This is a genomic window from Bradyrhizobium sp. Pa8 (assembly GCF_052588265.1).
In genome coordinates, this window is record NZ_CP176767.1 from 1,157,533 (window position 1) to 1,183,243 (window position 25,711).

At 59.1% G+C, this 25,711-nt stretch carries 19 protein-coding genes and 7 pseudogenes; 9 read left to right on the forward strand and 17 right to left on the reverse strand.

The window, feature by feature from the left end; translation table 11 throughout:
* Positions 1-52 precede the first annotated feature (52 nt).
* Together ACKWRH_RS05375 and ACKWRH_RS05380 are read right to left on the reverse strand one after the other, a co-directional pair.
* The gene (locus ACKWRH_RS05375) at positions 53-364 is read right to left on the reverse strand and encodes a hypothetical protein (protein ID WP_445219619.1); all 312 of its coding nucleotides are present in this window, start codon (positions 362-364) and stop codon (positions 53-55) included.
* Between the two features lie 20 nt (positions 365-384).
* The gene (locus ACKWRH_RS05380) at positions 385-750 is read right to left on the reverse strand and encodes a hypothetical protein (protein WP_445219620.1); all 366 of its coding nucleotides are present in this window, start codon (positions 748-750) and stop codon (positions 385-387) included.
* 581 nt (positions 751-1,331) lie between these two features.
* On the opposite strand from ACKWRH_RS05380, the gene ACKWRH_RS05385 reads away from it, so the two are divergent.
* The 5 genes and pseudogenes from ACKWRH_RS05385 (at position 1,332) to ACKWRH_RS05405 (ending at position 7,870) form a co-directional block, all read left to right on the forward strand.
* Positions 1,332-2,537: an HlyD family secretion protein gene (locus tag ACKWRH_RS05385; RefSeq protein ID WP_445219621.1), complete on the forward strand. Its 1,206-nt coding sequence runs from the start codon at positions 1,332-1,334 to the stop codon at positions 2,535-2,537.
* Positions 2,537-4,507 carry a glycosyltransferase gene (locus ACKWRH_RS05390; RefSeq protein ID WP_445219622.1) on the forward strand — a complete coding sequence of 657 codons (1,971 nt, stop codon included), beginning with the start codon at positions 2,537-2,539 and terminating at the stop codon, positions 4,505-4,507. The genes ACKWRH_RS05385 and ACKWRH_RS05390 overlap by 1 nt, the downstream gene beginning before the upstream one ends.
* A gap of 9 nt (positions 4,508-4,516) precedes the next feature.
* Positions 4,517-5,602, forward strand: a complete 1,086-nt coding sequence (locus ACKWRH_RS05395; RefSeq protein WP_445219623.1) for a hypothetical protein — start codon at positions 4,517-4,519, stop codon at positions 5,600-5,602.
* A gap of 233 nt (positions 5,603-5,835) precedes the next feature.
* A pseudogene (locus tag ACKWRH_RS05400) lies at positions 5,836-6,012 on the forward strand (IS5/IS1182 family transposase); the annotation flags it as partial.
* Positions 6,013-7,240: 1,228 nt separating this feature from the next.
* Positions 7,241-7,870 carry a nucleoside deaminase gene (locus tag ACKWRH_RS05405; RefSeq protein ID WP_445219624.1) on the forward strand — a complete coding sequence of 210 codons (630 nt, stop codon included), beginning with the start codon at positions 7,241-7,243 and terminating at the stop codon, positions 7,868-7,870.
* Between the two features lie 931 nt (positions 7,871-8,801).
* Here the strand turns inward: ACKWRH_RS05405 and ACKWRH_RS05410 are convergent.
* The 8 genes and pseudogenes from ACKWRH_RS05410 to ACKWRH_RS05445 all read right to left on the reverse strand — a co-directional run bounded on the left by ACKWRH_RS05410 (position 8,802) and on the right by ACKWRH_RS05445 (position 16,512).
* Positions 8,802-10,132, reverse strand: a pseudogene (locus ACKWRH_RS05410) (IS5 family transposase).
* A 212-nt stretch (positions 10,133-10,344) separates the two neighbouring features.
* On the reverse strand, positions 10,345-10,893 hold the full coding sequence (locus ACKWRH_RS05415) for a cysteine hydrolase family protein (RefSeq protein WP_445219625.1): 549 nt from the start codon (positions 10,891-10,893) through the stop codon (positions 10,345-10,347).
* Between the two features lie 214 nt (positions 10,894-11,107).
* Positions 11,108-11,677, reverse strand: coding sequence for a hypothetical protein (locus ACKWRH_RS05420; protein ID WP_445219626.1), 570 nt, complete (start codon positions 11,675-11,677; stop codon positions 11,108-11,110).
* A gap of 5 nt (positions 11,678-11,682) precedes the next feature.
* Positions 11,683-12,111, reverse strand: a complete 429-nt coding sequence (locus ACKWRH_RS05425; protein WP_445219627.1) for a hypothetical protein — start codon at positions 12,109-12,111, stop codon at positions 11,683-11,685.
* A complete protein-coding gene (locus tag ACKWRH_RS05430; protein ID WP_445219628.1) occupies positions 12,108-12,911 on the reverse strand; it encodes a hypothetical protein in 804 nt (267 codons plus the stop codon). Before ACKWRH_RS05430 ends, ACKWRH_RS05425 begins: the two co-directional genes overlap by 4 nt.
* A gap of 4 nt (positions 12,912-12,915) precedes the next feature.
* Entirely contained in the window at positions 12,916-13,395 is a 480-nt protein-coding gene (locus ACKWRH_RS05435; RefSeq protein ID WP_445219629.1) for a hypothetical protein, read from the reverse strand.
* Between the two features lie 34 nt (positions 13,396-13,429).
* Complete coding sequence (locus ACKWRH_RS05440) at positions 13,430-14,962, reverse strand: hypothetical protein (protein ID WP_445219630.1); 1,533 nt, start codon at positions 14,960-14,962, stop codon at positions 13,430-13,432.
* 47 nt (positions 14,963-15,009) lie between these two features.
* Complete coding sequence (locus ACKWRH_RS05445) at positions 15,010-16,512, reverse strand: pyridoxal phosphate-dependent decarboxylase family protein (protein ID WP_445219631.1); 1,503 nt, start codon at positions 16,510-16,512, stop codon at positions 15,010-15,012.
* Between the two features lie 622 nt (positions 16,513-17,134).
* On the opposite strand from ACKWRH_RS05445, the gene ACKWRH_RS05450 reads away from it, so the two are divergent.
* Positions 17,135-17,743, forward strand: a complete 609-nt coding sequence (locus ACKWRH_RS05450) for a hypothetical protein (RefSeq protein WP_445219632.1) — start codon at positions 17,135-17,137, stop codon at positions 17,741-17,743.
* A gap of 205 nt (positions 17,744-17,948) precedes the next feature.
* On the opposite strand, the pseudogene ACKWRH_RS05455 reads toward ACKWRH_RS05450, so the two are convergent.
* Positions 17,949-18,242, reverse strand: a pseudogene (locus ACKWRH_RS05455) (conjugal transfer protein TrbD); the annotation flags it as partial.
* A 227-nt stretch (positions 18,243-18,469) separates the two neighbouring features.
* Positions 18,470-18,747, reverse strand: a pseudogene (locus ACKWRH_RS05460) (ATPase, T2SS/T4P/T4SS family); the annotation flags it as partial.
* A gap of 397 nt (positions 18,748-19,144) precedes the next feature.
* On the opposite strand from ACKWRH_RS05460, the pseudogene ACKWRH_RS05465 reads away from it, so the two are divergent.
* Positions 19,145-19,192 (forward strand): annotated as a pseudogene (locus ACKWRH_RS05465) (hypothetical protein); the annotation flags it as partial.
* Positions 19,193-19,277: 85 nt separating this feature from the next.
* Here the strand turns inward: ACKWRH_RS05465 and ACKWRH_RS05470 are convergent.
* The 4 genes and pseudogenes from ACKWRH_RS05470 to ACKWRH_RS05485 all read right to left on the reverse strand — a co-directional run.
* Entirely contained in the window at positions 19,278-19,544 is a 267-nt protein-coding gene (locus tag ACKWRH_RS05470; protein ID WP_445219633.1) for a hypothetical protein, read from the reverse strand.
* A 467-nt stretch (positions 19,545-20,011) separates the two neighbouring features.
* Positions 20,012-20,542 (reverse strand): DUF1269 domain-containing protein, encoded by a 531-nt coding sequence (locus ACKWRH_RS05475; RefSeq protein WP_445219634.1) that lies wholly within the window; start codon positions 20,540-20,542, stop codon positions 20,012-20,014.
* A gap of 211 nt (positions 20,543-20,753) precedes the next feature.
* Complete coding sequence (locus tag ACKWRH_RS05480; RefSeq protein ID WP_445219635.1) at positions 20,754-20,960, reverse strand: hypothetical protein; 207 nt, start codon at positions 20,958-20,960, stop codon at positions 20,754-20,756.
* Positions 20,961-21,189: 229 nt separating this feature from the next.
* Positions 21,190-22,032, reverse strand: a pseudogene (locus ACKWRH_RS05485) (IS3 family transposase); the annotation flags it as partial.
* A gap of 72 nt (positions 22,033-22,104) precedes the next feature.
* Between ACKWRH_RS05485 and ACKWRH_RS05490 the strand changes: the two are divergent.
* The gene (locus ACKWRH_RS05490; protein WP_445219636.1) at positions 22,105-23,154 is read left to right on the forward strand and encodes an IS110 family transposase; all 1,050 of its coding nucleotides are present in this window, start codon (positions 22,105-22,107) and stop codon (positions 23,152-23,154) included.
* A 237-nt stretch (positions 23,155-23,391) separates the two neighbouring features.
* Here ACKWRH_RS05490 and ACKWRH_RS05495 read toward each other — a convergent pair.
* Positions 23,392-23,649: pseudogene (locus ACKWRH_RS05495) on the reverse strand (transposase); the annotation flags it as partial.
* Between the two features lie 417 nt (positions 23,650-24,066).
* On the opposite strand from ACKWRH_RS05495, the gene ACKWRH_RS05500 reads away from it, so the two are divergent.
* On the forward strand, positions 24,067-25,293 hold the full coding sequence (locus tag ACKWRH_RS05500) for a cytochrome P450 (protein WP_445219637.1): 1,227 nt from the start codon (positions 24,067-24,069) through the stop codon (positions 25,291-25,293).
* Positions 25,294-25,711: the final 418 nt, after the last annotated feature.

Below are 25,711 nucleotides of genomic sequence, written 5' to 3' on the forward strand. Positions count from 1 at the left end.
AACCCAGCCGGAATCGGCAATCGCAACATTGCCGAAGGACCCCGCGCCACCCTCATCGTGTGCGCCATCTCATTCGGGCGTCGAACAGCAGGCGGGCGATGGAGGCATTACCGTCCGGGGAATGGCAGATATAGGGATCATCCGCATCCTTGTTGGTGGTCTGCGCGGCATTCATGCCTAGGCCATCGAAGCCCGGAAAGGCCGTGTTCATTGCAGTCAGCGCCGACATCGTGTCGGAATTTGACGCGAAGAGATCGTTGAAAGGTCTTTGGAGATACTGTGCAGCCCTCTCGCGCAGGCTGGCGTGCTTGATGAGATATTCCCGGTAGCTGGTCCTGGCGAGAACGCTCTCCTTGGCACCCAAAGCCATTCCCTTGAGATAATCTATAGGCGCTTCATGGAAGGCAACAAGAGCCGCTTTGTCCGCTTCCGTGAGTGGAAACCGGCGATGAAGGCTTTTAGCGGGCGGGCGTTCAGTCGATTGGGAAGCTGGTCGTCGCCCGCCATCCAGAACGGATCGCAGGTCACAGGCTTGTCTTCGCCCGAGTTTTCCTTGTCGAGGACACCACGGCTCAGATTCCTGGGTGCGTAGAAGGTACGGTCGAATGCCGCGGTGAACCAGTCGAGATCGATGCCAGCGATTTCACAAGCGCTACCAAAGAAGGTAGGCGTGGAGATGTTGGAGGTTGTGCTACCTTCCGAAGAGTTGATGATCGGAACTGAGCAGAGAACCACGTAGCACGTTGTCAATCTTTATTCAGGTTGGGAGATATCGAATGCCCACGATTGCGGCCGAGGACGAGAAACGCGAACGGCGGACACGCTCAGTACCCGAGCTGGCCGTGCTCTTCGCTTCCGCAGCATATAGCATTGCAGAATCGGCGGAGCCTGCATCGCGCAATTCAATTGGGTTTCTGGAATAATCAAGCCAATCTCCTGCTGCCCGTTGCAAGGATTCTTCGGAGTTATTGAAGTGGCAGTTCCCCGAGAAATACTGCCCCGAAGTCGTTCAGCCAAGGCTCGACAATATTGGATCAGCTCAAAGCGCAGCCATTCTTTACAACGCGGTGATCAATCCGCCGAACGTGAACAAGGGACGATCGCGCTCTACTCCCTCCGTGGAGCCCGCGAGAAACGGCGCCCGAACGATGTTGTGATCTCTAGCAGAACGACCTAGCGCTTCGAGGGTTGTACTTGTCAACTGTCTCATGTCGAATCGTGACGGTTCAATCGCGTTCAACGTCAGGATGAATTGGATCGTTTGCTCGCCTCCATGAATTCGCCTTTAAGTGTGCGCCACAAAAGGCTTGGAATGCGGTTGGAAGTCTCTCATGAAGCTCGCGCGTGTGGTCATCGGCTTGGTTCTCCTCGCCGGCGGATTGTACGTCATCATCGGCGAGCACTTCGCTGGAACTTCGGCAGATGCCACGGTAAATGCTCGACTTTACGTCGTGCGTGCGCCGATCGAAGGCCGGGTCACGCTTGCCGTCAAGAGCATTGGGGGGCGCATTAACGCGGGGGAACTCGCGGCCGAAGTGGCCGACGAGCGCTTCGATACCGCTCGGCTTCTTGAGCTTGAGCGCGATCGGGACAATCAACGCATCGAACTCAAACGCATTGCCGGTCAGCGTGACGCGCTATCGCAATCGAGAGCCGGATTTGATGCGCAGTCAACCGACTACCAGCGCGGCAGAATTCGCCAGATCGAGGCGCGGATCGCCGAGACGAGGGCGACGCAGGATGCGGCAGCTGCGCGCCTGCGCGAGGCAGATGCGGAATTCAAACGCGCCAATGAGTTGAACAATCGCGGCGTTCAGACGGCTGCCAACCTTGATCGAGCCCGCGCGAAGTTTGACGTCGCACAGCAAGACGTAGAGAGTGCGCAGCAGCGCGTCAATTATTTCGAGACGGAGCTCGCCTCAGCACGCACGGGAGTCTTCATCGGCGAGTCCTATAACGATGCCCCCTTCTCGACGCAGCGCATTCGGGAACTCGATCAGCGCCTGGCGGAACTGCATGTCGATGAGGAGCAGATTAAAGGGCGCATCGCTCAATTCGATCGGCAAATCGATGCCGAGCGTCTGCGGGTCAATCGCCTGACGTCGGCGACGCTCAATGCCCGTGTCCCGGGCCTCGTCTGGGATATCCTGGTGGACGATGGCGCGTACGCACGGCGTGGGCAAGACCTAGTCAAGCTCGTCGACTGCAATAGCCTTGTGGTCACCGCGGGCGTATCCGAATCCCTTTATGACAGTCTCTCCGTCGGCGCGACCGTTCAGTTTCGGCTGTTCGGCGACGAACGAATTTTCGATGGAACCGTCACCCGGCTCGGCGGATCCGGCGCATCGCCCCTTTACGCAAACCTTGCCGTGGGTCCGAGTCCGCAGCATCTGCAGCGCTTTGACGTAACGGTAACGGTGCCGGGCCTCGCACAGCAGCCGGATCTTGGCTGCGCCGTCGGTCGCACTGGACGTGTTGTGTTTTCGAGCGGCCCAATCGCCCAATTCCGTCGTTTTCTCACGCGTTATGGCTTCTAATGCTTATCCTGTCGCCTATGCTCGCCGCCTTGGCGGGAGCCGCCATCATCATCGGACTCCGCCTGACGGTCCTCCCGCTGCTCGACCCGAGCCGATGGTACTGGCGTTCCCTTCTGCTCGGCCTGGCGGCAATTCTCTCTTGGCGCTACGTGGTATGGCGGTTCACCGAGACACTGGTGCCACTCGACTGGACTGCGGACGCATTGGTCAGTTGGGGCTTCGCCGCGCTCGAGGGCATGACGGTCCTGTCCTCGTCCATTGCCTTTGTGATTCTTTCACGCGTCAAGGACCGTACCGCGGAAGCTGACCAGCACGCCGGATGGTGGCTGCCTGGAGAAGCACCGAGCGTAGACATCTTCATCGCGACCTACAATGAGTCGCTTGAAATCCTCGAACGAACGATTATCGGCGCCAGGGCGGTGCGCTTTCCGAAGCTTCGCGTCTTCGTGCTTGACGATGGCCGCAGGGACTGGCTCCGACAGGCCTGCGAGCGGCATTCTGTCGGATACATCGTGCGGTCCGACAACGCACATGCCAAGGCGGGAAACATCAACCACGCGCTTGCTGCGCGTGTCCAGGATCCGGATCGACCGGATTTTGTCGCCATCCTTGATGCGGATTTCGTTCCACATGTCGATTTCATCGACCGCACAGTGGCACTGTTTCACGATTCACGCGTCGGCCTGGTCCAAACGCCACAACATTTCTTTAACCCGGACCCGATCCAGCACAACCTCGGCATTACCGCCGGGTACCCGGATGAGCAACGACACTTCTTTGATAACGTGGAGCCGGCTCGGGATGCCTGGGGAATTGCGATCTGCTGCGGCACCTCGTCCGTGCTGAGGGTACGAGCAATCCAACAAATAGGCCTGCTTCCGACGCAAAGCGTGACCGAGGACTTCCTGCTCACGCTCAAGCTCGCGGAAAACGGATGGCAAACTGTCTATCTCAACGAGCCGCTGACTGAGGGGTTGGCTCCAGAGGGTCTCAAGGAATACATCGTCCAGCGCGGCCGCTGGTGCCTCGGTCTGATGCAGATTGCGCGCAATTCCTACAATCCATTCGGCTCCAACCGACTGGGTTTGATGCACCGGATCAGTCTCATCGATTCCCTGCTCTATTGGCTAACCACCTTTCCCTTCCGGTTGGCCAGTTTGATTTGTCCGCTCCTGTACTGGTGGCTCGGTGTTACGATCGTAAATGCCTCGCTCGTCGATATCATCAGGTACTATGTCCCATACTACGTCATGGTCCTGGTGGCCTTGAACTGGCTCTCGAAGGGGCTGTTTATCCCCATCGTCAACGATACCGCCCAGCTGATTGCCGCCTGGCCAATCTGTCGGGCCGCGGCGCTCGGCCTTTTGACGAGAGGACCGCATAGATTTTCGGTGACGGCCAAGGGGGGCGACAGAACGAGGGTCGTTGTCCAATGGTCATTGATGCGACCGTTCCTGATCCTCTTTGGATTGACCGTTGGCGGCCTGATCGTGCCGCTAAATTCCGACTTCGTCTTCAATACCTCGTCGACAGCCGGCGACGGCGTCGCCATCGTTCTGTTCTGGACGGTGTACAACGTCCTCGTCTTGGTGGTGGCGATCGCGGCGTGCATCGAACGGCCCCGATATAATCGACCGCAGCGCCAGGTGCTTGAACCCATCACGTTGACGATCGGAGACGATCGGCACCGTGGCTGGCTCGTGAATCTCGGGCCGGAAGGCGCCCGCATCAGCGGGCCATTCGGCCTTTCGGTCGGGGCGACAGGCAATTTGACAATCCCAGCTATTGGCGACGTCGAGGCGCGTGTTCTTGCGCCAACTCGTGACGGCTACCGGTTAAAGTTTTCGCCGAGCGTTGAGCAGCGGGCCCAAATTATCGAAAAGCTCCACACCGCCCGAGCTCTTCCGGGATCCGATCGCGGGGACATCGTTCGCATCATCCGCGAATTGGCTCGGGCTCTAACTCATTGAGGAGGCGTGATGGCGAACAGACGACTGAGCTTGCGCACGCTTGTGTTCTTTGGCGGCGCGACGTTGATGCTGGCGCCGGCCATGGCGACCGCGACGCTATACACCGCGGCATTGGAGCGGCGCGGCGAGGAATTGCAGGTCGAGAAGTTGGCGACCCGCGGCGAACTGAGCGCGAACCTGCTGGCGCGGCGCCTCTATGGGGTTTGGATGGACGTGGCACGTATGGCTGACCTGATCGACCCCGCCGACCTGGCAAATGCCCGTGAGCACATCAAATTCCTGAGCCGCCTGGATGGCCGATACTCCTGGCTCGGCATAGCCGATCTTGAGGGCAAGGTACTGGCGGCCAGGGACGGGATGCTCGAGGGCGCAAGTGTAGCGCAAAGGCCGTGGTTCAGGCGCGGCCTTGATGCGCCAACTGCAGTCGATGTCCACGAGGCCCAACTCCTGGCAAGCCTCTTGCCTGTATCCGCTGAACCCTATCGCTTCGTCGATCTGGCCGCACCGTTGCGGCATGATGGTTCCGTCGCCGGCGTGATCGGAGCGCACCTCAACTGGAAATGGGTGGAGGAGGGCATGGCCGCGTTGCAGGCGCCTGGAATCGATGTGCTGCTGCTGTCGCGGGATCGAACCGTCCTGTTTGGCCCGACTGATGTCGTCAACAAGCGGCTAAGCGTCGGCTCAGCGTTTGCGGCCAGTCGCGTTACCAGCGCGTTCTCGAGCGAGCGATGGTCCGATGGAAACGACTATTTCACCGTGATCGTTCCGAGCGTTGGTTTTGCAGATCTTCCGAGCTTCGGCTGGTCTCTTCTGGTCAGACAGAACGCCGACGACGCGATGGCATCAACCCGAGAACTGATCCGTACATTCTGGTTCATTCTCGGCGCGGGCGCCGTCGTCGTTCTGATGCTGCTCCTGTGCGCCGCTCAATGGCTCAGGACGCCGCTTCTCCGACTCTCGGAAGCCGCCGAGGCCATCCTGGTCGATCCTGGCTCGCGCCCTCCGCACCAAGAAACCCGATTCGAAGAAGCGGCAAGGCTGAGTGACGCGCTCGCCCACATGCAGTCGAAGCTTTTGGGCCGTTTCCAGCCGTAAGTGGGGCGCCAGAGAGAGAGTGGAGAAGCGCAATTGGCCCCGCCGAGCGGCTTGAATGTGCGCACTATTCAACGGATAGAGCGTGGACAATCGGCAAGCGTCGCTTCCCTGTGGGCGCCGTGTTCGAGGTAGATTGTTCAAAAAGAGCCAACCATGAGTACCAGTGCCAGCCCAACTGTCAGCCCAGATGGAGCGCTTGCCTTATCCACAGTGCGCAGGCGGAAGGCCTTGTTCTGCGCCGCTGCTCGGCCATCGAGCCCATCATCGGGCACATGAAGGCCAAAAATCACCTCAGCCGCGGCTACCTCAAAGGCCGAGCCAGTTATGCCGCCAACGTCGTCTTCACTTCCGCGGCGGTCCTAGGTTTCCTGTGGCGAGCGCTCGCATTCCAGCTCAAGCTGGCTTCTTAACATCGCGGCTAACGTCAAAATTAGCGCCGTCCTCGTTGAAGCACCGGATTTGCATGATAATTTCGCGCTGTTGCTCTTGGCTCAGCCTTGTTTGACCGAGCAAATTTGAATACTTGATCGGGAACGCCTGGTGATGGCGAAGGACGGCCAACTGTTCCCGAATGATGATCGTTCCTAGTGTTGGTCTCTGACCGCTCTGGCCTTCGTTGTTACCGTCGACAACCAGCTTGCTTCAGACGCTCCGCCGACGTTGGCGCCTATCTCGACCTGACACCAAGACGATATCAATCCGGCGATGTTCGCGGGGCACGCAGCGTGCAACGTACGCCGCTGGCTCTCGCGGCAACCGCCAGGTTCAGACTTATCTATTCGAGGCTAGGAACGTGCTGTTGACCGTTGTATAGTGAAGTTCTGCGCTCAAGCGGTGGGTAGAAAGCTGACCAAACGCGTCGGCGGGCAAAGGTCGCCGTCGCGTGCAAATGGCGGTCATCCTCCATCCTTACTGGACCGATGGTGCTGAGCTCAAGGTAGAGATACCCGCCGCATGAAGCAGTCTTAAACCAACCCAGATTCGCCTTCGCGACGGAACACGCCGGGACGAAGGTGTTGGCAATCTCGAAGTCGTCCTTGCAGGCTTTATGAACCGCGCTCTTCAACCCGTGAACGCCATCATGCGGCGGTTCTTGCAGAGATGACCGCGAAAGGAACCACGAACCCGGCAGTGGGGTCACTCTTGTCTATCGGGGTTGACACCGCGCTCACGACTAAAGAACGACGACTACGTAGGCACGAGCATGGTCGGTGAGCCGCTCAAGATGCGGCAGCAGGGCAGAGCACAGATCCTACCAGATTCAGCAGGTGATCCGTTTCCTAGGCCGGCTAAGATACAAAGGCGCATCTACATGCGCCGCGTTAGTCGCCGAAATCAAGTCGTGCACCACGCAACTAGGGAATAATCGCAATGGCCGAACCTATCATCAAACCAAGGCACAAAGGTGATTCAGTAGAGAGAGCGCAAAGGAGGTTGATCGAGGGACTGAGATGCCTCACACAAAGCCCAGCTGACCGTTGTGAAAACGATACCGTTGTCGTCGGCTGATGACGCTGCCGAGCGTCAGCCCTCACTTGTCTATTGCCGGAAGTCTCGTCGCCGGAAGGTGGATTCAGTTCCAGCACACAAGCTTAGAGGCGGGCGCGCGACGCATATTGATTGAGGATACTTCGTCAGGTGAGCAACTATGATCCGCAGCTATCCGATCTGGAGTTGATGCACCGCTGCATCGCGCTCGCCAAATCCAGCCGATCTGACGGAGAATATCCATTTGCCGCGGTGGTCGGCCGGTATGGTGAGGTCGTTTGCGAGGCGTCTAACATGGTGCGACGCGCAAGCGACGTGACGCGCCACGCCGAGATGGTCGCGTTGTCGGCCGCCCAGCAGATGCTGCATACTAGGTCGCTCGATGACTGCACGCTGTACTCTACGGTCGAACCCTGCGCCATGTGCGCCTATGCCATTCGCGAAAGCAGGATCGGCAGGGTGATATTCGGCCTGCAATCGCCGCTCATGGGAGGCCATTCGCGCTGGGACATCCTGAGAGACACGACACTGTCGTCCGTATTGCCGGAGGTGTTCGCGCCGCCACCTTATGTGCTCGCAGGCTGCTTGTGCAAGGAGGTGCGCAGCCTGTTTCGTTTGCAGCATCCGCTAGCCTGGCATGTAGTTGAGGGCCGAAGAATATTCGTTGAGCCGGTGCCTAGCGAAAAGGACGCGACCAACGCTGAACCGGAGCGACGACTGAAGCAACGATTCGCAAACTGGGCCAGAAGTCAGATCTTCGACCGTCTTTGGCGTGCATAGCCGCGATGATTTCGGTGGCGCACTGCGAGCCGTTTGAGTCAAAACAAGTAAGTGAGGGGTAGCCGTGCGTGCGGCGGGCGATGTGGTGAATACAGTAAGGGCCCGTCATTTCTGATGAGCGATGAGCCGAACGCCGTTCTTCCAGTCGGATACGACTTTCTTTCACGTCGCCTTCGCGACGATAGCGCCGCGATCACATCCGTTCAGACAAAGAGCTCGATAAAGTCTTGAGCTTCATTCCCATTCCCGGCCATATTGAAGACACGCTCAGTGCGTTGCCGGAATGTTGGCGTGCCTTATGCGACGTGTCCAGAAGCGCAGAAGAATAACATGGATCCAGGGCCACAAAGAGCGATCGCTCACTCCGGCGACGAGACATCTGAAAGACTGATTCTTCCGGCTAGGAACTGGACGAGTCGCGTAACCGCTAATCGGCACGCACACTCGCTGCCATCACTGATTGCAGCGAGTCGCATCACGCGTGGATGGCGAATAAACAGCGAGACCCTTGCCACCGCACATCGCGAACGCCCTCCTCCGCGTATTGAGATCCATCACGACGTTCGAAGAGCGGCACCTTCAAACCTTGCACGAGAGCACTCAGCGCACCGCCTTCGTCTCCTTGGCTTTTGTATCAAACCTGGTTATACTTCGCGATCGGATCTATCTCCTCAACCGAGATGGAGCCAAAAGCAACTTAAACCTGCCCGACTGTTCGGATCACTTGATCCAATGGATCGCCAATAACGGCCCAAAGCCGTCCCGTCCCGACGATAAGATCGCGAAACCGGTAGTCTTCGGCGGCTACGCTTCAGCTCCAAAAGTCCCCGCCACTCCGCGATCGGATAATCGAGTAAAAAGGGTTCAACCCGTCCGAGTCTTTTCGAGTAGACTAACTGGTCGTTCGTGAAGAACGTTTCTGAGCACCGTTTTACGCAAGGTGTGGTTGCGATAGGCGGCGACAGAGTATCCATAGCAGGACGCGTAAAAGTTCCGCGAACCAGTGGCGGAGCAGGCTGAAGTTGTAGCCGGCGGCGGCGAGAACGGCGTTGATGCGGTCGCCGTCGCGGCCCTTGAGATGGTTGCGGCGCATTCGGTGGTCATCCTTGAGATGGCCGATCACAGGCTCGACGGCGGCACGACGCCGCATCTCGCGGCGGATGGCTTTGGTGACGCGGCGAACCTGGCCGCTGATCCAGACCTTGAACCGGTCGGGATAGTTGTGGCCGCGATAGCCCTTGTCGCCGTGGATGCGGCGCGCCGCGACACCTGTGAGCTTTTCGAGATCGGCGATGACGGGACCGAGCGTGTGGCCGTCATAGGGATTGCCGTGCAGGGCCTTGGCATGCAGCACGAACTGCCCGCCTTTGGGCGCGGTGGCAGGCGTGGCAATCGAGACTTTGCAGCCAAACTCGTAAGGTGCCCTGGCCTTGCCTTTGCCGATGCACCCCACCTCGGGGGCGTGCAACGAGTAGACCTTGGGACCGCGCTGACGCTGCTCTTGATGGCGAACCCGGTGGGCGAGATCGAGCAGCGGACCAAAGCGATCCTCAAGCGCAGGGTCGCCCTCGATCTTGCGTCTGATGTCACGGATGATGCGGCCGGGTGCGCAGGAATTTGAGCTCTCGCCGGGCGCGCTTGAACTGGTGGGCATGCGTGTAGCGCCCCACCATGATGGCGGCGCGCTTGGCCACGCGCAGATAGCTCTGGCGCAGTTCGATGCCCTCGCGTTTGGCCAAATCGACCAGCTTCTCGATCGCCCGGTGCATGAGCTGCGCGTCGCTCGGATGCGCGATCGCCTTCTCCTGGACGGTAGTGTCCACAACGACCCGCTCGAGATCTTTGGTCTCGATCGCCCCAGTTCGATGCGCCACCGAGAGGCTTTCTTGCAACAGCGCGGCGATCTGCTCCTCACCCAGCCGCTGGCGCCAGCGGGTCAGCGACGAGCGATCGAACGGCAGGTCGTGCCGGAACACCACCTCGCCGCAGAAATACTGAAAATACGGGGTTCTCGACCCACCTGTCGCACAGTGCCTCGTCAGAGAGATTGTGCATGTGCTTGAGGATGAACAGTCCGGCTACCAATCGTGTCGGCAACGGTGGCTGCCCCGGCCCGAGGCGACAGACCGAACTGAAGCGTCCCGCCAGGAAGTCCCACTCGATCTCCGCCGCCAGACGCACCAGCGGATGGCGAAGGTTGATGATCTCCTCCAGAGATGGACGAAACAGATCGTCCTGACGATCGTCGCGCGGCTGGCTCATGGGTTCTCCCCAACAGCGAATCTCGCCGTCAAAGGAATCACGAAGCCGCCAAATCCGGAATCCAAAACGCAAGAAAACCAAGACCTACCCACGGCTTTCTTGCAAAATCGAATACTTGCTCACGTCAAATCACAGCGACGGATCAATCGCTTCCGAATTCTTCACGGGCGACTAACTGCATAATCGCCGCCAACCGCGACCGCCAAATGGCATCAGGCTGCAAGGTAGTCGCTGGTCGTCGTAACCTTGCCATAGGCAAAGCCAAGTGCCGCCATGAAGGCCGCATGCACCTGCGCGGCAGGCACTGTCATGCCGCCGAAATTGAGATCGCATGTGGCGCAGGCGTCGTGAATGATGGTGGTTTTGTAGCCGTGATCGACGGCGGCCCGGCTGGTCGAATCGATGCACATGTGGCTCATCGCACCTACGACCACAATTTCCTTAACTTCTCTGGCGTCAAGCAGCTGCTTCAAATCGGTCTCGCGGAAGGCGTTCGGATGATGTTTGAGGATGACAGGTTCACGCTCCATTGGCTGGACAATTGGATTGATCTCCACGCCTTTTGTGCTCGGCTTGAAGATGGGAGCGTGAGGGTCCTCGATTTCGTGCTTAATGTGGATAACAGTATCGCCCCTGGCACGGGCATCCTGAATCACTCTAGCCGCATTGGCCGCAGCGTACTCGATGCCAACCAGGGGCAGCTTCCCAAATGGGAAGTATTCGTTTTGGATGTCAACGACGATGACGGCGCGTTGGCTCATGGCATCTCACTTTACACTTGTTGGACAGGCCGTCGATCGGAATTCGTCGGGGGAGCTGCCAATGGGTTACTCACGGTCGAACTGAGCGCGTTGCTGCGATGATGTTGGCGTTTGCAGTATCAGCCGAATTCGAGTGCCCTGTCTGAGTTCTGAGGTAGTGCTATCGGAGGAAACCGGGAGCACCGGCCTGTCCGTGCGATGGCTCCGCCTCTTCTTATTCATGCGGGCTTTCTTTTGCATGGAGTTGGGCGTGGCCATCCAGCCGAACTACCTCAAGGATCGGTCCATCCAAGTTGAAATAGCATTTGCGGCTTCGATCGATCGTGTCGCATTCGAGTACGACGCGATAGGGATAGAGACCCGGCTCCAGATCGGCCCCGACTGCCCCCGCCCAATAATAGTAGGACGGCGTCCACGGGCTACGGACCTTGTCCGGGCCGCCATAGATTTTGAGATCATTGCATATCTTGCGGTACTGCGGCGTGCCATCGGGTTGTAAGAAAACGATGTTCACGATGCGCGCGGAGAGAGGCCAGCTCCCGTCTGAACGCTTTTCCATGTCGATACAATAGACCAGCCAGTTCAGGACCTGACCCTGCCGACAGACGGTGCGCAAGGTGTTCGTGCCTTTGCCGCTACTCTCGCCGCCATTGTCCATCAGCCCGGTGTTCCCGGTGACACTGCCGGTCCGTAGTGTGCCCGCAACGTCTACGACGGAGGTGATGTTCAGCTGGGTGGCGGGGAGAGAGGGGGCGCTAGGAGGCGCAATGAAGGGTTGCATCATAAACTTCAAACTCGGATTGCGGCGCGTGAAATTTGGAGGGTGGCCTCGATGAGGCGCGCTTCGGCACCTTTGCTGAGCGTCCGCGCCCGGCTGCCGAGTTCTAAGGTCAGGCCATACGGTAGATCGCCGACCGACTGCTTCACCTCACCGCGCCAGTAGGAGATATCTGAGTCGCGATAGGTCTTACGCTCAAGCTCGCAGATGTCCGGGGGCAGTTCGATCGCCCGCACCGCAACATGGGTCTCGCATTCAATCGGAAGCAACGTCCAGATGATCCAGTCTCCCGGTGCTACCGCTGTTGCGAGCCCAGCAGTCGCCTGATTGCGCGACCCACCGAGACGGTTGTCATCGATCATGTACAGAGAGCCAGCCAGCGTATCCGCCTCCAGTGCGCCGATGACATCCACAACCATTCGAATATTGATTGTTCTCATATCGCCTCTCCCGCAGCGCTCGTGGGGCGGAAGGGCAGGATCGGTAGGAGGCCGGTTATGAAGCAGCCGGTGAAGCCGTTGACGCCCGGGCCGGTGCCAACCTCTATGCTGCATCCCAGGGTGAAGAACTGCGGCTCCCACACCAGCCCGCCGTCCTCCTGAACCGGCTTATAGAGCGCCACGTCCATCTGGTATTCGTGCCGGCCGACCTTGGCCGTATCGACGGTTGCGCTCCAGTACCAGCCATCCGTCAGCAGATCGGGCGAACCGTAGAGGGCCGGATACACAACGCCGTGCTCCACCGCCGGTCCGCCAATACGGGTGACAATCGGGGGCACGCTGCCTGCGGCGGCGGGGTCGTCAGGCTCGAGCACCTCGCCAGCCCCGTCGAGTAGGGGAGCGTCATGCGGCTTGACCGCGCCGTTGCGGCGAACCAGCAGGGGTTTTGGCATGCGAATGCCTTCCGGATCAGACAGCAGCTTGGCTATCCCATCCTGCGTGCGGGTCGCCCTGCGGAGGGCGTCCACCAGCCGGTGTTCGGTGTTCGCCGTGTTGTAGCGGTGGCGATAGCTGCGGGGCAGCGTCAGTGGCAAATCAGCGACCCCGACTGTGATCCAGTTTAGGACCGCCTCCGTCGCCTGCGAACCGTCGGCATTATAGACGCCGGGTACATTCGTGACGCGGGCACCGGCCGGCGGAGCGAATGGGCCCGTATTGTCGATCAGATAGGCATTCCCGTCGAGAGTGCCCTCCTTCAAGGCCGTGTCGATATCGATAACGGTGACAATGGAAATCTGCATCTTATCATTCTCCCGCTGGAGCGGATTGTGCGACCGCCCAGGTTGGCGGTGAAGGCCAAGGCGGAATCGGCCGCCCTGCCGGCGGAGGCATGAATAGAAGGGACGGCCCGTCGATTGTGATGGTGCGCCCAGTCAGGCCGCCCGTGACGAGCGTCAGCCGATAGCCGTGGCGCGAGCCTGGAGCCAGCCACCAAGGGACGTGTCCGTGCCAGCGCAGCGCCCACGGAGCCGGAGGGCCCGCGGCCGGCGGCGCGTTCCCGTCGAACGATACGCCCGTCAACCAAGCCATAGTCTGGACGTCGAGCGGCGTCAGGCTCCAGCGGACCAGTTGCCCCGGCCAGACGGGGCTGGTCAACTTAACGGTGCCAGAATCCTGTCCGCCGCAAAGGCTATCGTCAAACAAGAAGACGTTGCCGTCGGCCGCATTGCCAAGTAGCAGGGCGACGACATCGACGAAAACTCGAACATTAAGTGGTGTCATCATTTGCCTGCTCCGGCGGCGGTCCTGGTTACGGTTATCAAACGCGGTCGACGACGAGGGGCACCTTTCCGACTGCCGTGCGGGCCAAGTCAGTCCCCCTTGGATCTACAAACCGGATGGCAAAGCTGTAGCCGGAGCTCCGCAGGCTCGCCTCATTCGCTTCCAGTGCGTTAAAGACGGACAGGGAGCGGACCAGCCCGGCGATGATCAACGGCGAGGAGCCTTCCGGTGTAAGGCGTGCGGCGACGTGCGCCGAGAGGGATACGGCTTCCGGCGTACCGAGCAACAACTGGAACTGGCGCTTCGCGCGGTCGATCTGAAACTGCATGTCAGTGGCGACACTGTCGATCTCCAGAACTTGTCGCCGGCGGAATTCGGCAATGATGGCCGCTAGGGCCTGAGACGCCGAATATTGCGTGTCGCCGATATGCATGAAATCGCCGCTGCGGCCGACATACTCAAACTGCATGGCATTCAGACTGGGCGACCGCAGATCCGGGCGGCGGATGACCCGGTCGCCTATTTTGTAGCGCAGTACCGGGGCCGCATTACCGAACAGCCGGGTGACCACCAGTTCGCCTTCCTCCCCCATCGCCGCCCATTGCCCGTTCGGCCTGACCACCTCCACCAGGTGCAGGCCGGGTACCGCCGTGAGGACGGGGCTTTCCGGGTCGAGCTGCAGGCCGATGGTTTCCGCTTGGGTGGCGGCGAAGTAGCTCAGCGCGATCAGGTTCGGATAGGCCTGCCTTAGATCCGCCCGCGCCTTGGGGGGCAGCACGCCACTGCCATAGAGGGCCACGCGGAAGCTGTGGCGCGCCTCGCGGGATAGGCCGTCAGCGAAGCTCGCGAGAAGCGCGATGCTTTGGGTAATGCCCATGATCGCCTTCGGCCCGGGATAGGACATCATCAGCTGGAAGACTTCACGGCTCATCGGCCCAGCTCCGACATAGTTGACCCCGGGAATCCTCTGAAGCACGCCGCCCACCATGGTGCCGCTGCTCCACATCTGATAGTCGGCGAGCGTGGTGGCCACCCATTTCGCACCACCGCCGGCAAGATGGCGCACCATAATGTGTCGGCCCATGAAATCCCCCGCCCAGCCGTATGTCTCCTGCAGCTCGCCGAGCGGATAGACAGTTTCCGATGGTTGGCCAGAGCTCGTGCCACCGCTCGCCACGACCTCAAAGCCACAGCGCTCGATGGGCACGACCATGCCCGGCCGACTCCCCGTGAACATGTGACGGAAGTCTTCTTTTTCGGTCAGTGGCAGCGCTTGAAACCGGTCGAAGCTGTCCACCGGACCGACGCCTACAGCATCATCGATGCGTCGGCGCCACAGAGGGTTGATACGGGCAATAGAGACGAGCTGCGACACCCTGCGCTGGACGATGACGGCTTGCGTTTCCAAGCTCATTTCATCGATCCGACAGCCGACATGCGCTTGCGCGGACAGAAGTGTGGTCAGGAATGAGGGCAGCTCTAGCACGTGATCCACAGTGCACGGATTTAACGTCGCGTCCGGCAGCACCTTGTAAGCGAATTTGTCTAGCGGGGAGGCGAAGTGGCCCATAAGTCATTCCACAGGCTGGAGCCCAAAGGGCAGGTCTTGGCCGCCATTTATGGAGTCTTTTCAAGAATATCGCGCGCGTGGCGTCGGATTTCCGCGCCCATGCCGGCAATGTCGGACAGGCCGATCCTATGATTCATTAGAACGATGCGGAGCATCGTCTGTCCATTGAGATCGACCTTGGATAGGAGATACCGTCCGCCCGCCCGTATGCGGTTGCGCAACTCAAGTTGGAGGCTGGAGAGGCGATTACCGCTCAGACCCGGAGGCCGATGGACGAAGCAGAGGATATTGGATTCAGGCTGGTAGGGTACGATGAAGTCCGGCTGATCGATGAAGTAATCGTACGCAGACCTGGTTATCTTCACTAACTGCTCCAACTTATCAGCGAAGGCCCGGCGACCATATAGCGACCAAGCTAGCCACAGGTTGAGGATTGTCGGGCGCTTTGTGCATTCGAAGTTCTTCACGCCGCTCTGTACGGCAGCCATCTCATCTTCGAACGGGTCGAATACATAACTGTCCTTCTGGGGGAAGGCGGTTTCCGCCAAGCCCTTCTCGCGATAGAACAGCAACGTGCAAAGGGCCGGGACAAAAAGAGTCTTATGGGCATCCAGGCAGAAAGAATCCGCGAGCTCCAGTCCTGCAAGGCGTGGCCGCAGTTGGTCGGAAACCAGAAATGCGCCATTGTGCGCCGCATCCACATGGAGCCAAGCGCCGTGCCGCTTGGCCAAGGCAGCAAGCTCCGGCAACGGATCGTTAGCGCCAATCGCGGTCGTCCCGGCCGAGGCAATCATGCAAAAAATGTTCAGGCCCTGCACCACCGCCCCGTCCATGATCGCTCGCGCGCGTTCTGGGCAGATCTGCCGTCGTTCGTTCAGCGGCAGCCGTATTACCTGATCCTGGCCGATCCCAATGATACCGGCAATGCGGGAGACCGAGAAATGCGCATCCTCACCTATGGCAATGGCTGGCCGGCTTGCGCGGCCAACCGCAAGTCCGCCGTTCCAGCTTCCCGAAATACGACGATTACGGGCTACCAATGCGGCAGTCATGTTAGCGAGCGAGGCCCCGGACGTCGTCACCATCTCGAAGCTGCCTTGCGGCCACCCGATGAAACGGCCGAACACCTCTTCGATCAGCCGGTCCGCAATGTTGGCGAGCTGTCCCGCCTCGTAGTAGGAGGCCGGCTGAGGGGCCATGGCGGACACCATCTCAAAAACTGCGGTGATGGGCATCACCGAGCTGAACTGCCGGCCCATATATCCGCGGGAGTTCACCTTGATTCCTGTTTCCAGGTAAAGTTCGAGGATGGCGGCGAAGCGGCGCGAGTCGAAGCCCCCCAAATCAGCCGTCGTCATGAGACTGCGGGCCCTAGCCATCAGGTCGACTGGCCTTTGCAGTCGGACCCCTTCCACCTCGTCACGTGAAAGCATATCAGCGAGCCACTCAATAGCCTGATGAGCGGCTGCGCTGAACTCTCGGACCTTGAAAACCGGTTCTGTTTCGGTGGCGAACGTCTCGCGCCGATGCGAAGAACCTCCGTCAAGCACGCAAAGACTGTCCATAATCGTCGCGCCCCTCAAGGTTATGATCGCTGCAGACTCACCCGCGGTACAGGTCTCAGCTATGTTCTCGGCTAGGTCGTGCGATCGAAAAGCGCAGTCGTGAGGGATTCACTGGGGTGCCGCGTTGTCGCACACAGGCAGCGGTGCAAAACAGAATACCCTTCCTGAACATCGCGATTTCCCTCAAGTCGCTGCGTCTCATGTTCGACATTTCGAAACATCCAACAACGAGTGCAATGTAGTCGACATGGAGCATGGAGCTCGTTTGGTGACCACTGAGCGTACGACATTCCTGCCGGTCGAGTCACCTACCAGGAATGGTTGGCAACGCCGGAACCCGAGCTTGGCTGTGCTACACGAATAATTTTTCGTATGTTGGCTCCTGGCAGCTTCCACCGGCGACAACTTTCAGCCAAGTCGGAGTGTCACCTCAATACAGACGAAGAGAGCAGGGACCCCAACCACGCCCGAGGTAGAGCGCTATCAAACCTGCCAAGGCGCAGGCCCACTGCCCGCAGTTGCTTAAGACCAAGCAATTGACACAGGTCAACACGAGCAACGTCAAGCTCAGAGATCATTCAGCATCGGGTAAACAACGGAGACGATCATGCTAGAGCAGAGCAGCATGCATTTCTATCTTAACTGGGCCAAGGAGCGGATCGACGAGATGGACGCCGCACTAGGTTCGTTCGAGATCAAAGCCGGCAAGGCTAAGGCCGGGGCCGAAATCAAGGCCAACCAGATTGTCGCTGATCTGAGGAAATGCCGCGACGAATTCCAGGCGGAGCTCAAGGCGCAAGCGCAAGCTGGCGAAGCCACTTGGGCGCACACCAAGATGGATCTTGAAAGACAATGGAACAGCTTCGAGACGCAGATGAAGGCCTACTTCGAAAACGCCGGCAAGCAGATCGATCAACAGCAAGCCACGTTCAAGGACGTAGCCGGGGCGCAGGCAAGGGCTTGGCGCGAGGCCGCTGACAAGTTCCGTGAGGCGGCAGGCAAGATGGCGGCATCTCACGCCGGCGAGTTCAAGGCCGCACTCGAGCAGATGAGGGCCGATGCGTCCACGGCGAACGCGCGTCTGGCGACGCTGAAGCAGGCGGGCGGCGAGTCCTGGGCTGTGCTGAGCGCCGCCTTAGCGGAATCCCGCAAGGCGTTCGATCAGGCCAACCAGGCGGTCTGGCATGCGTTAAAGGGCTCTGACGCGAAGAGCTGAAGGTTGTCTGGTTTCCTGCCGCCACTTCAACGGAGATGCAGTCTTAGAGTCTGGTCCGGCAAAAATATGAGCCCGCCATCAGCAAGCCGTCCTTCAACAGGACGATTCCGTTCGCGACGAGGTCGACGTAAGGCACGTGATCGGCGAAAGTCAGGCCGGAATGAAGGAAAGAGCGCAGCGCGACCATTGAAGCGGACCTTTCTTGGCGGTGCCAAGGTGTCGAGGTCGACCGCAGTACGCGGAATGGTAGATGTGGCGGGCATAGACTCGCCGCATCATCAGGTCCGCTTTCGCCATCATCCGCAGCGCCGCCACGACAACGATCCAGATCGCATAGCCAAGTATTGCCGCGTACTAGGTGATCACGACGAAGATCAGGATGGTCGCGGCAAGCCCTTTCAGTAGGACCAGCTCGCGATCGGCGCCCGAGCAGAAGGTTCGGTCGCGACAGCGTGCGATGAATGCGGTTGCGTCTGAGATTAGCGCCGACCTCAGCCACAACCGAGGTCCCTTGCCCTGTTCGTCATCGGCGGCGTGCGCCCGACCTCGCCGATCGAGGCGCCGCTCGAACCGAACAAGGCCACGATCCGCGTGGCGGCCGAGAAAGATGCCGGCGACGAGCACGACGTACATGAGGCGTCGCGCAAATCGTTGAGCTCGCCCCCGAAGCTCAGCATGCCGCCGGCAATCGCCAAACCGCAAGTGCGATGATCCCGGTCACCGGGCGAGACGGCGCTCAGGCGCGTGCGCGACGTTCGCCGCGATGACGGCATTGGCGAGTGTCGTCTTCCCCGAGCCTGTTCGACCGACACCACGATGTTTAGGCGCGAGGCGATGGCATTACGGATGGCCGCGAGCTGATTGGCCGTCATCACGACCTGCGTCACGTAATCCTCGAGATCGAAGAGACGCAAAGCCCGCTTCCGGATCGTGAATGTGAGGCGACCTACGATTGGCGGCAGCAAACCTTCGAAGCGATGATTGCTGATCGGCAGTTCGCCAGTTGGCTCTCGCCGAGGCGGGTTGTGCGTCTTGCTTTCGGCTGCACCGTTGCCGGTAGCCTCTCGGTGAATATCCGACGCGGGCATTGCGGATTCGCGCATCCAAACCGCGCATGAAGTCGATTTCGACAACCAGATTCGCGGTCTTAGCAAGTGGCTGGGAATAATACTCGGCAGGGCCGTGCGACCAACAAGGCTCGCAAGGTCAACGCCCTGCTTGCTGACGCGCCGGATCGGCGAGATATCTTCACGCCGCTACTGCTTACCCAGTCCTGTTTGACCGAGCAATTGAGAATTTTGATCGAGAACTCCTGGCCGTGGCAAACGGCGACCAAACTGTCCGGCGAATGTTGACCGTTCCCGGTATCGGTCCCCTGACTGCCCTGTCCTCGCCGTTACCATCGATGATCCCACTCGCTTTAGACATCCGACTGATGTTGGCGCCTACCTCGGCCTGACACCGAGACATTATCAATCCGGCGAGATCGATCGCACCGGCCTATCTCCAAGCGTGAAAACCACCAGGCTCGAGCTTACTCGCGGCCGCGAATGTCCTGCCGACCGTTGTCAAGCGAGGTTCTGCGCTCAAGCGCTCGGGCAGCAAACTGGCGAAACGCATCGGCGCAAAGAAAGGCGAAGTTGCCGTCGCGCAAAATGGCTGTCATCTCCATGCCATCTGGACCGATGACACCGAGTTCCGCACTCTTCACATCGAGATGCCGCACCTCTTGAACGCCATCATACAGCGCTCCCGCATAGAGACGACCGTGGAAAGAACCATGAACCCGACAGTGGATCATTTTTTGTCGATCGGGGTCGACACCGCGCCCACGATTAATGAACGGGCGACTGAATCGTCCTGGTGATCAGCCTTATTCGGTATCTTTCAATCGTGCGTCTCCGGGCCCTATCGCCAGCCGCAGATTCGACGGCCGCGATGCCACCGGCAAACCCAGCGGCGATGGCGACGCGGCGGGGGCCGTCCCCAATCGGCGAGGCGGCGGGCCCCATAGGGCCAACGTCATTTGGTTGGTCGACTTTTCGGCGCCGGATGATTGTTTGGAAATTGGCATCGCCTCTGCGCTGTCGATAAGATGAACACCGATTGCGCCGACCGCGACGGCGGCCACGGCACCCTGTGCGAGGCTAAGAATAGCACGCGATTAAGAAGGCTCATTTTTTGCACCTCTTCAACAGCGGCATAAAATCGCCTGCGGGCGGTTTCGCCGATGCGGTTAGGTCATCCCGCGAAATTCGATAGGGTCGTTCAGGATGATGCAGCGCCTTGCGGTTGCTCCCCGGTGAGGGGGTGCGCCGCCTTGGCGAGGGCATCACGCAAAATCTGTTCCTTCGTCTCATCCAGGGACGTCTTCAGCACGATGCCGCCGGCGTCCTTGATCTCCTTGAGAACCTTGTCCGCGGTCATGTTCTTGATCAGAACGAAGAGAGCGGCGTTTCCGGGTTCGAGCGTTGTAGCTAGTTCCTTCATGAAGGCATCGTCGATGCCAAAATCCGTCAAGGCACCTCCTAGCGCTCCTGACGCCGCCCCTAGCGCAACACCGACGATGGGATTCAGAAAAATCATCCCGATGAGTAGGCCCCAGAAGCTGCCGGTCGCCGCACCCATGGCGGTTGTGTTCACCAACTGATTAAGCTTGATGTTACCCGAATCTGTTTTTACCGCGATCACCGCGTCGCCAAGGCTGATTAGATACTCCTTCTGGAGTTCGAGAAGCCGCTGACGCACCTTCTCGGCCTTCGCCTCGGTCTGGTACACGATCGCAACAAGATCAGACATGAAACTCTCCTCGGCGTTGTTGGCGGAACCGCCCGCGGGCCAGACAACCGTTCAATAGTGGGAGTGCAAGCTTAAGCCGCGAGCCAGAGGATGGCCCCAATGTTCCATACCTCCCGCAGGACCTCTACGAATGTCTGACAGCGCCTTGTTCGACCAGACCGTTGATGATGTTGTCAATTCCAGAGGCCGTCTGAGAGAGTACATGCGAAGATCACTTGCCGTGTTGCCGATTCCGGTCGTGGATCTTAGTGATCCTTGCGAAATCTTTGATGTGGGAGCGCGCCGCCAGAGCAGCGGCCGAGGCTGAAGTGGTGAGTGCGATAAGAGCTGCCGTGCCGAGCAGGACGTCTTTCATTTCATCTGGCCCGTTCGAGCCGCTTTCTCTACGACTACCATTGCATTCGTTGGCCTTTGCCATCAATTGCCAAGGTTGGTAGTTGTGCCTTAGATCGTGCGTACGGCTCCCTTGGCGTAGACTTCCGAAGGCATTCGGAGAATGAGACAGCCTATTCCGACGTTCTGAAATGGACCCTATACTGAGGACCACCGGGTCCGGTTTCTTAAGTCGAGCTGCTGCCGTTCGTTCATCCCAATACTGTAGCGAGACCGAACTTTGGACCACCCAGAACTAGAGTTTTGCGCTTCTTTCACGGTGGCGGGTTGGTGGCGCCATCGTGGTTATGCAGCAAAATCGGCGGTCTGTTGCCGATTGCCCCATGCGGGCGTTCTTCATTGTAGTATCTGCGCCAAGTCTCCACCTTTTCCTGGGCGTCCGCAAGGCTGAGGAACCAGTGGGCGTTGAGGCATTCGGCCCGGAAGCGCCCGTTGAAGGCCTCGATGAAGGCGTTGTCGGTCGGCTTGCCAGGCCGCGAGAAGTCGAGCGTGACGCCGCGCTGGTAGGCCCAGAGGTCAAGATCGCGCGACACGAACTCGCTGCCCTGATCGACGCGGATCGTCGCCGGGAATCCCACTTCATTGCAAACCCTTTCCAGGACCGCCACGACGTCGGTGCCGCGGAAGGTGAACCGGGGCTGCAGCGCCGGCGAGAAGCGGGAGAAGATATCGACGATCGTGAGCACGCGCAGCTTATGCCCCGTCGCCAACTGATCGTGGACAAAATCCATCGCCCAGGTCTCGTTCGACCGCGTCGCTGGCCTGCGATCCTCGCGCAGCTTGGCCTTGACCCGGCGCTTGGGCGATTTGTTGCGCAATTGCAGGCCCAATTCGCGATAGATGCGCCGCGTCTTGTTCTGGCCGTGGCGCCATCCCTCGCGGTGGAGCAGAACGTGGACACGGCGGTAGCCGTAGCGAACGCGTGCATGGCAGATTTCCTTGATCCGATGTTCGAGGGCAGCCTGGCCGGAGCGACGCGACTTGTAATGGTAGGTCGACCGGTCGAACTCGAGGGCTTCGCAAGCCTTGCGGATCGAGACCTGCCACTCACCGCGAACCTCGTCGACCAGCTTGCGCTTGCGGCCAGGCTTCATAGCTAATGGGATGGTCTGCCCCGCCGAACCCGCGCACACCGCGCGGTGGTTTTCGACCGAGAAAGGATCACAACGATGTTGCGCAACAAGGCTCAATCCGCCGCCGTCTTTGGCATCGATATCGGAAAAAACGTCTTTCATGTCATCGGGATCGACACAGGCGGCCACGTCATTCAGAAAGCAAAGTTCCGCCGCGATACACTTTTGCAGTTCTTCGAATCCGCCCGGCGTACCGTCGTCGCGATGGAGGCTTGCCCAGGCTCCCAATGGCTGGCACGCAAACTGCGACAGCTCGGGCACTCAGTGCGAGTGATTCCTGCACAGTTCGTAAAGCCATACGTGAAGTCCAACAAAAACGACATCATCGACGCGGAGGCGATTGCCGAAGCCGCGACAAGACCGTCGATGCGCTTCGTCGAGGTTAAGTCAGAAGCCCAGGTTGATATTCAGGCGCTGCACCGCATCCGAGACCAAAAGGTTTCGTTGCGAACTCAGCTGGTTTGCCAAATGCGGGCGTTTTGCCTCGAATACGGAATAGCAATCCACCAGGGTATCGGGAAATTCAAAGCCGACTTCCCCCGCGTGTTGGCCAACGAGGGCAATGATCTGACGCCGATGATGAGGCGTACGCTTTGCCGGCTGTTCGAGGATTTCGGACATATCGAGGATCGCATTGCCGAAATCACGCGCGAAATCGAGGCCTTGGCGGCGAGTGACGAACGGACGCGGCGACTCATGACTGTTCCCGGGATAGGCCCACTGGTGGCAACGGCATTCGTCGCTAGCGCGGGCAATGCAAGTCAGTTCCGAAGGGCTAAAGACCTCGCCGCATGGCTTGGGCTCGTCCCTCGCGAACACTCAACGGGTGGTAAGACGACTCTCCTTGGGATCAGCAAAAGAGGCAATCATTACCTCAGGCGGCTGCTGATCCACGGCGCAAGGTCATGCGTAATGCATCTAAACCGGACTTCCGATCGTCTGGGATCGTGGTTGACTGGCCTCGAAAAGCGCATGCATGTCAACAAGGTCACCGTGGCGCTGGCCGCAAAAATAGCGCGGGTGGCCTGGGTCATCCTCACGCGACCCGGCTCGACTTACGAGCGTCGCCTTCCCGCGCTCGCATAAGTCCGGCAGCAGACTGCGAGGTTCGAGGTGGTGATGACGAGACAGTTGATCGGCGCCGCGTAAGCCCTTCGCCGAAAACGGGCCAGTGCCCGATTAGCTATCTGGGAACGCGGCGTGCTGATCTCATCATGGCCTGGCTGCAACCGCAGCCCACTCGCGAGAGGCCGGATACATTTACGCAGACTGTCGAAGTCGGATCGCTTAAGAGCCTTGCACAGGCGGGGCAGACCATACATTTCGGCGGATCACGTCCTGCAGCATCTCCTTGTCGAGCGACAGATCCGCGACCAGCTTCTTCAGCTTGGCGTTCTCATCCTCGAGCTGCTTCAACCGCCGCATCTCGGTCGGCAGCAGGCCGTCATACTTCTTCTTCCAGTTGAAATAGGTCGCCTGGCTGATCCCGGCCTTGCGGCAGATCTCCGCCACTGCACCCCCGTCATGGCCCTGCTTCAGGATGAACGCCTTCTGGGCGTCCGAAAATTTTGAGGCCTTCATCGTTGTTCGCTCCTCCCAGCCGGGACTCGGTGCGCAAAACTCTAGCCAAAAATGGTCCAGTTTGCCGGCCTCAGATCAGCGCGCGCAAGAAGCCGATTCGATTCTTGCTGCGCTCGCAATGGTAGGTCCTCATTCCCGAGCCTCACCCAGGCTTCGTCGATTGGCGGTCCTATGAAAGAAATCCGAAATGTCTCGCCAAGATACGCGCCCATCCTACACGGCACCTAGAAAGTCGATGCGATCCTTACTATCGGATATGGTAGGGGGGACTGCCTGCAATTTGGGATACGCTGGTAAAGCGACGATCCGCTCGCAACCAAGATCCGCTCGCAACCAAAATACCACGTCAGCTCGAACCATGAGTCGTGGCCTGTGCATCCGTAAGGCCTTGAGAGAGAATAAACTGCGGAGACGATCATGAAAACGCGATTGGCGGACTGTAGACCTAGCGATGCGAGTCATTTTCCGCTTGCCAATCTGGATGTAAGCGAAGCCAAGCGCTTTCAAGATGATAGCATATGGGACTGTTTCGAGCGGTTGCGGATGGAAGATCCCGTTCACTACTGCCAAAACAGCGCTTATGGTCCATATTGGTCCCTAACGAAATACCGAGACATCGTAGCTGTAGATACAAATCACAAAATATTCCCGTCGGAGCAGGGTGTCACTATTGTCGACGTGCCTGACAAGTACTGGACTCCGAGTTTCATCAAGATGGGTCCTCCTAAACATGGCGAGCAGCGCAATACCGTAAGTCCGGCAGTCGCTCAGGAAAACCTGATGAAGCTCGAAGACTTGATCCGCCGTCGGATAAGGACGATTCTGGACGGCTTGCCGCGTAACGATGACTTCAATTGGGTGGACATGGTTTCTATTGAATTGACGACGCAGATGCTCGCCACGCTATTCGACTTTCCATTCGAGGATCGGCGGCTTTTGACCTATTGGTCGGACGCAGCTGTTGGCCATGCGATCGACAGTTGGGACAAGAGAAGCACGATCTTGTCCGAATGCTTGAAGTATTTCACGCGACTTTGGAACGAGCGCATCAATGCCGAGCCACGCGTCGATCTGATTTCGATGATGGCGCATTCGCCCGCAACTCGCCATATGGAGCCGAGTGAATTTCTCGGGAATCTGATTCTGCTGATCGTGGGAGGAAATGACACCACACGCAATTCGATTACCGGCGGCGTCCTGTTCATGAACCAATATCCTTCCGAGCTGCGAAAACTACGCGATAATCCCAATCTCGTGTCGAGCGCGGTCTCCGAGATTATTCGATATCAGACGCCCATCGCACATATGCGCCGCAACGCCGCTGCCGATATCATCGTGGGTGGGAAACAAATCAGGAAGGGCGATAAGGTCGTCATGTGGTACATCTCCGGTAACCGCGACGAAGAGGTCATCGGGAACGCCAACAGCTTCGTCATCGATCGCAGGAACGTACGGCAGCACCTCTCGTTCGGATTCGGCATCCACCGCTGCGTTGGTCGACGCCTTGCGGAGCTGCAGTTGAAAGTCCTCTGGGAAGAACTCTTGAATGCACGGTTAGAAGTCAAAGTTGTCGGCGAACCGGAGCGAATTGCATCCAATTTTGTGCACGGTTATTTCGTTCTCCCTGTGCAGATTGCAGGTTAGGCTGTGATGCTCTGACTTGGGAGCCGCCATGCGGCACGGATTCTGCTCCCCTTTGGCCCCTCTCGCCGCATCGCGGTGCTGTCCGGATGGGCCGGATGCAAAGCGGATGTCACCGTTGAAGGCATGCCTCGCCGAAAAGGTACTGGCTCTGGCCGCAGGGGGGATCGGATGCTGCTGTCTTACGGCGTCTTACCGTGCGGGCGCTCCCGGTCGAGAACGCCAGGCTTAATGGGCTCGTAAGCGATGCCTCTCGGAGCCGTTCAAAGCCGCCACACCCTTGAGCGCAAACGGAAGGCCGCGCAACTTAAACCCGCGCTGCTCCTGAAGCGGTCATAAGGCGCTGTCTCTACGACCGCAAGGCGCGTTACGTCTGTTCGGTCACAAACATACTCTGTTCGATGATCGACACGTCCTTGTG

Coding starts and splice junctions, on each gene's coding strand:
- ACKWRH_RS05385 (WP_445219621.1), top strand. CDS start 1,332: ATGAAGCTCGCGCGTGTGGTCATCGGCTTGGTTCTCCTCGCCGGCGGA.
- ACKWRH_RS05390 (WP_445219622.1), top strand. CDS start 2,537: ATGCTTATCCTGTCGCCTATGCTCGCCGCCTTGGCGGGAGCCGCCATC.
- ACKWRH_RS05395 (WP_445219623.1), top strand. CDS start 4,517: ATGGCGAACAGACGACTGAGCTTGCGCACGCTTGTGTTCTTTGGCGGC.
- ACKWRH_RS05415 (WP_445219625.1), bottom strand. CDS start 10,893: ATGAGCCAACGCGCCGTCATCGTCGTTGACATCCAAAACGAATACTTC.
- ACKWRH_RS05420 (WP_445219626.1), bottom strand. CDS start 11,677: ATGATGCAACCCTTCATTGCGCCTCCTAGCGCCCCCTCTCTCCCCGCC.
- ACKWRH_RS05425 (WP_445219627.1), bottom strand. CDS start 12,111: ATGAGAACAATCAATATTCGAATGGTTGTGGATGTCATCGGCGCACTG.
- ACKWRH_RS05430 (WP_445219628.1), bottom strand. CDS start 12,911: ATGCAGATTTCCATTGTCACCGTTATCGATATCGACACGGCCTTGAAG.
- ACKWRH_RS05435 (WP_445219629.1), bottom strand. CDS start 13,395: ATGATGACACCACTTAATGTTCGAGTTTTCGTCGATGTCGTCGCCCTG.
- ACKWRH_RS05440 (WP_445219630.1), bottom strand. CDS start 14,962: ATGGGCCACTTCGCCTCCCCGCTAGACAAATTCGCTTACAAGGTGCTG.
- ACKWRH_RS05450 (WP_445219632.1), top strand. CDS start 17,135: ATGCTAGAGCAGAGCAGCATGCATTTCTATCTTAACTGGGCCAAGGAG.
- ACKWRH_RS05470 (WP_445219633.1), bottom strand. CDS start 19,544: ATGATCCACTGTCGGGTTCATGGTTCTTTCCACGGTCGTCTCTATGCG.
- ACKWRH_RS05475 (WP_445219634.1), bottom strand. CDS start 20,542: ATGTCTGATCTTGTTGCGATCGTGTACCAGACCGAGGCGAAGGCCGAG.
- ACKWRH_RS05480 (WP_445219635.1), bottom strand. CDS start 20,960: ATGGCAAAGGCCAACGAATGCAATGGTAGTCGTAGAGAAAGCGGCTCG.
- ACKWRH_RS05490 (WP_445219636.1), top strand. CDS start 22,105: ATGTTGCGCAACAAGGCTCAATCCGCCGCCGTCTTTGGCATCGATATC.
- ACKWRH_RS05500 (WP_445219637.1), top strand. CDS start 24,067: ATGAAAACGCGATTGGCGGACTGTAGACCTAGCGATGCGAGTCATTTT.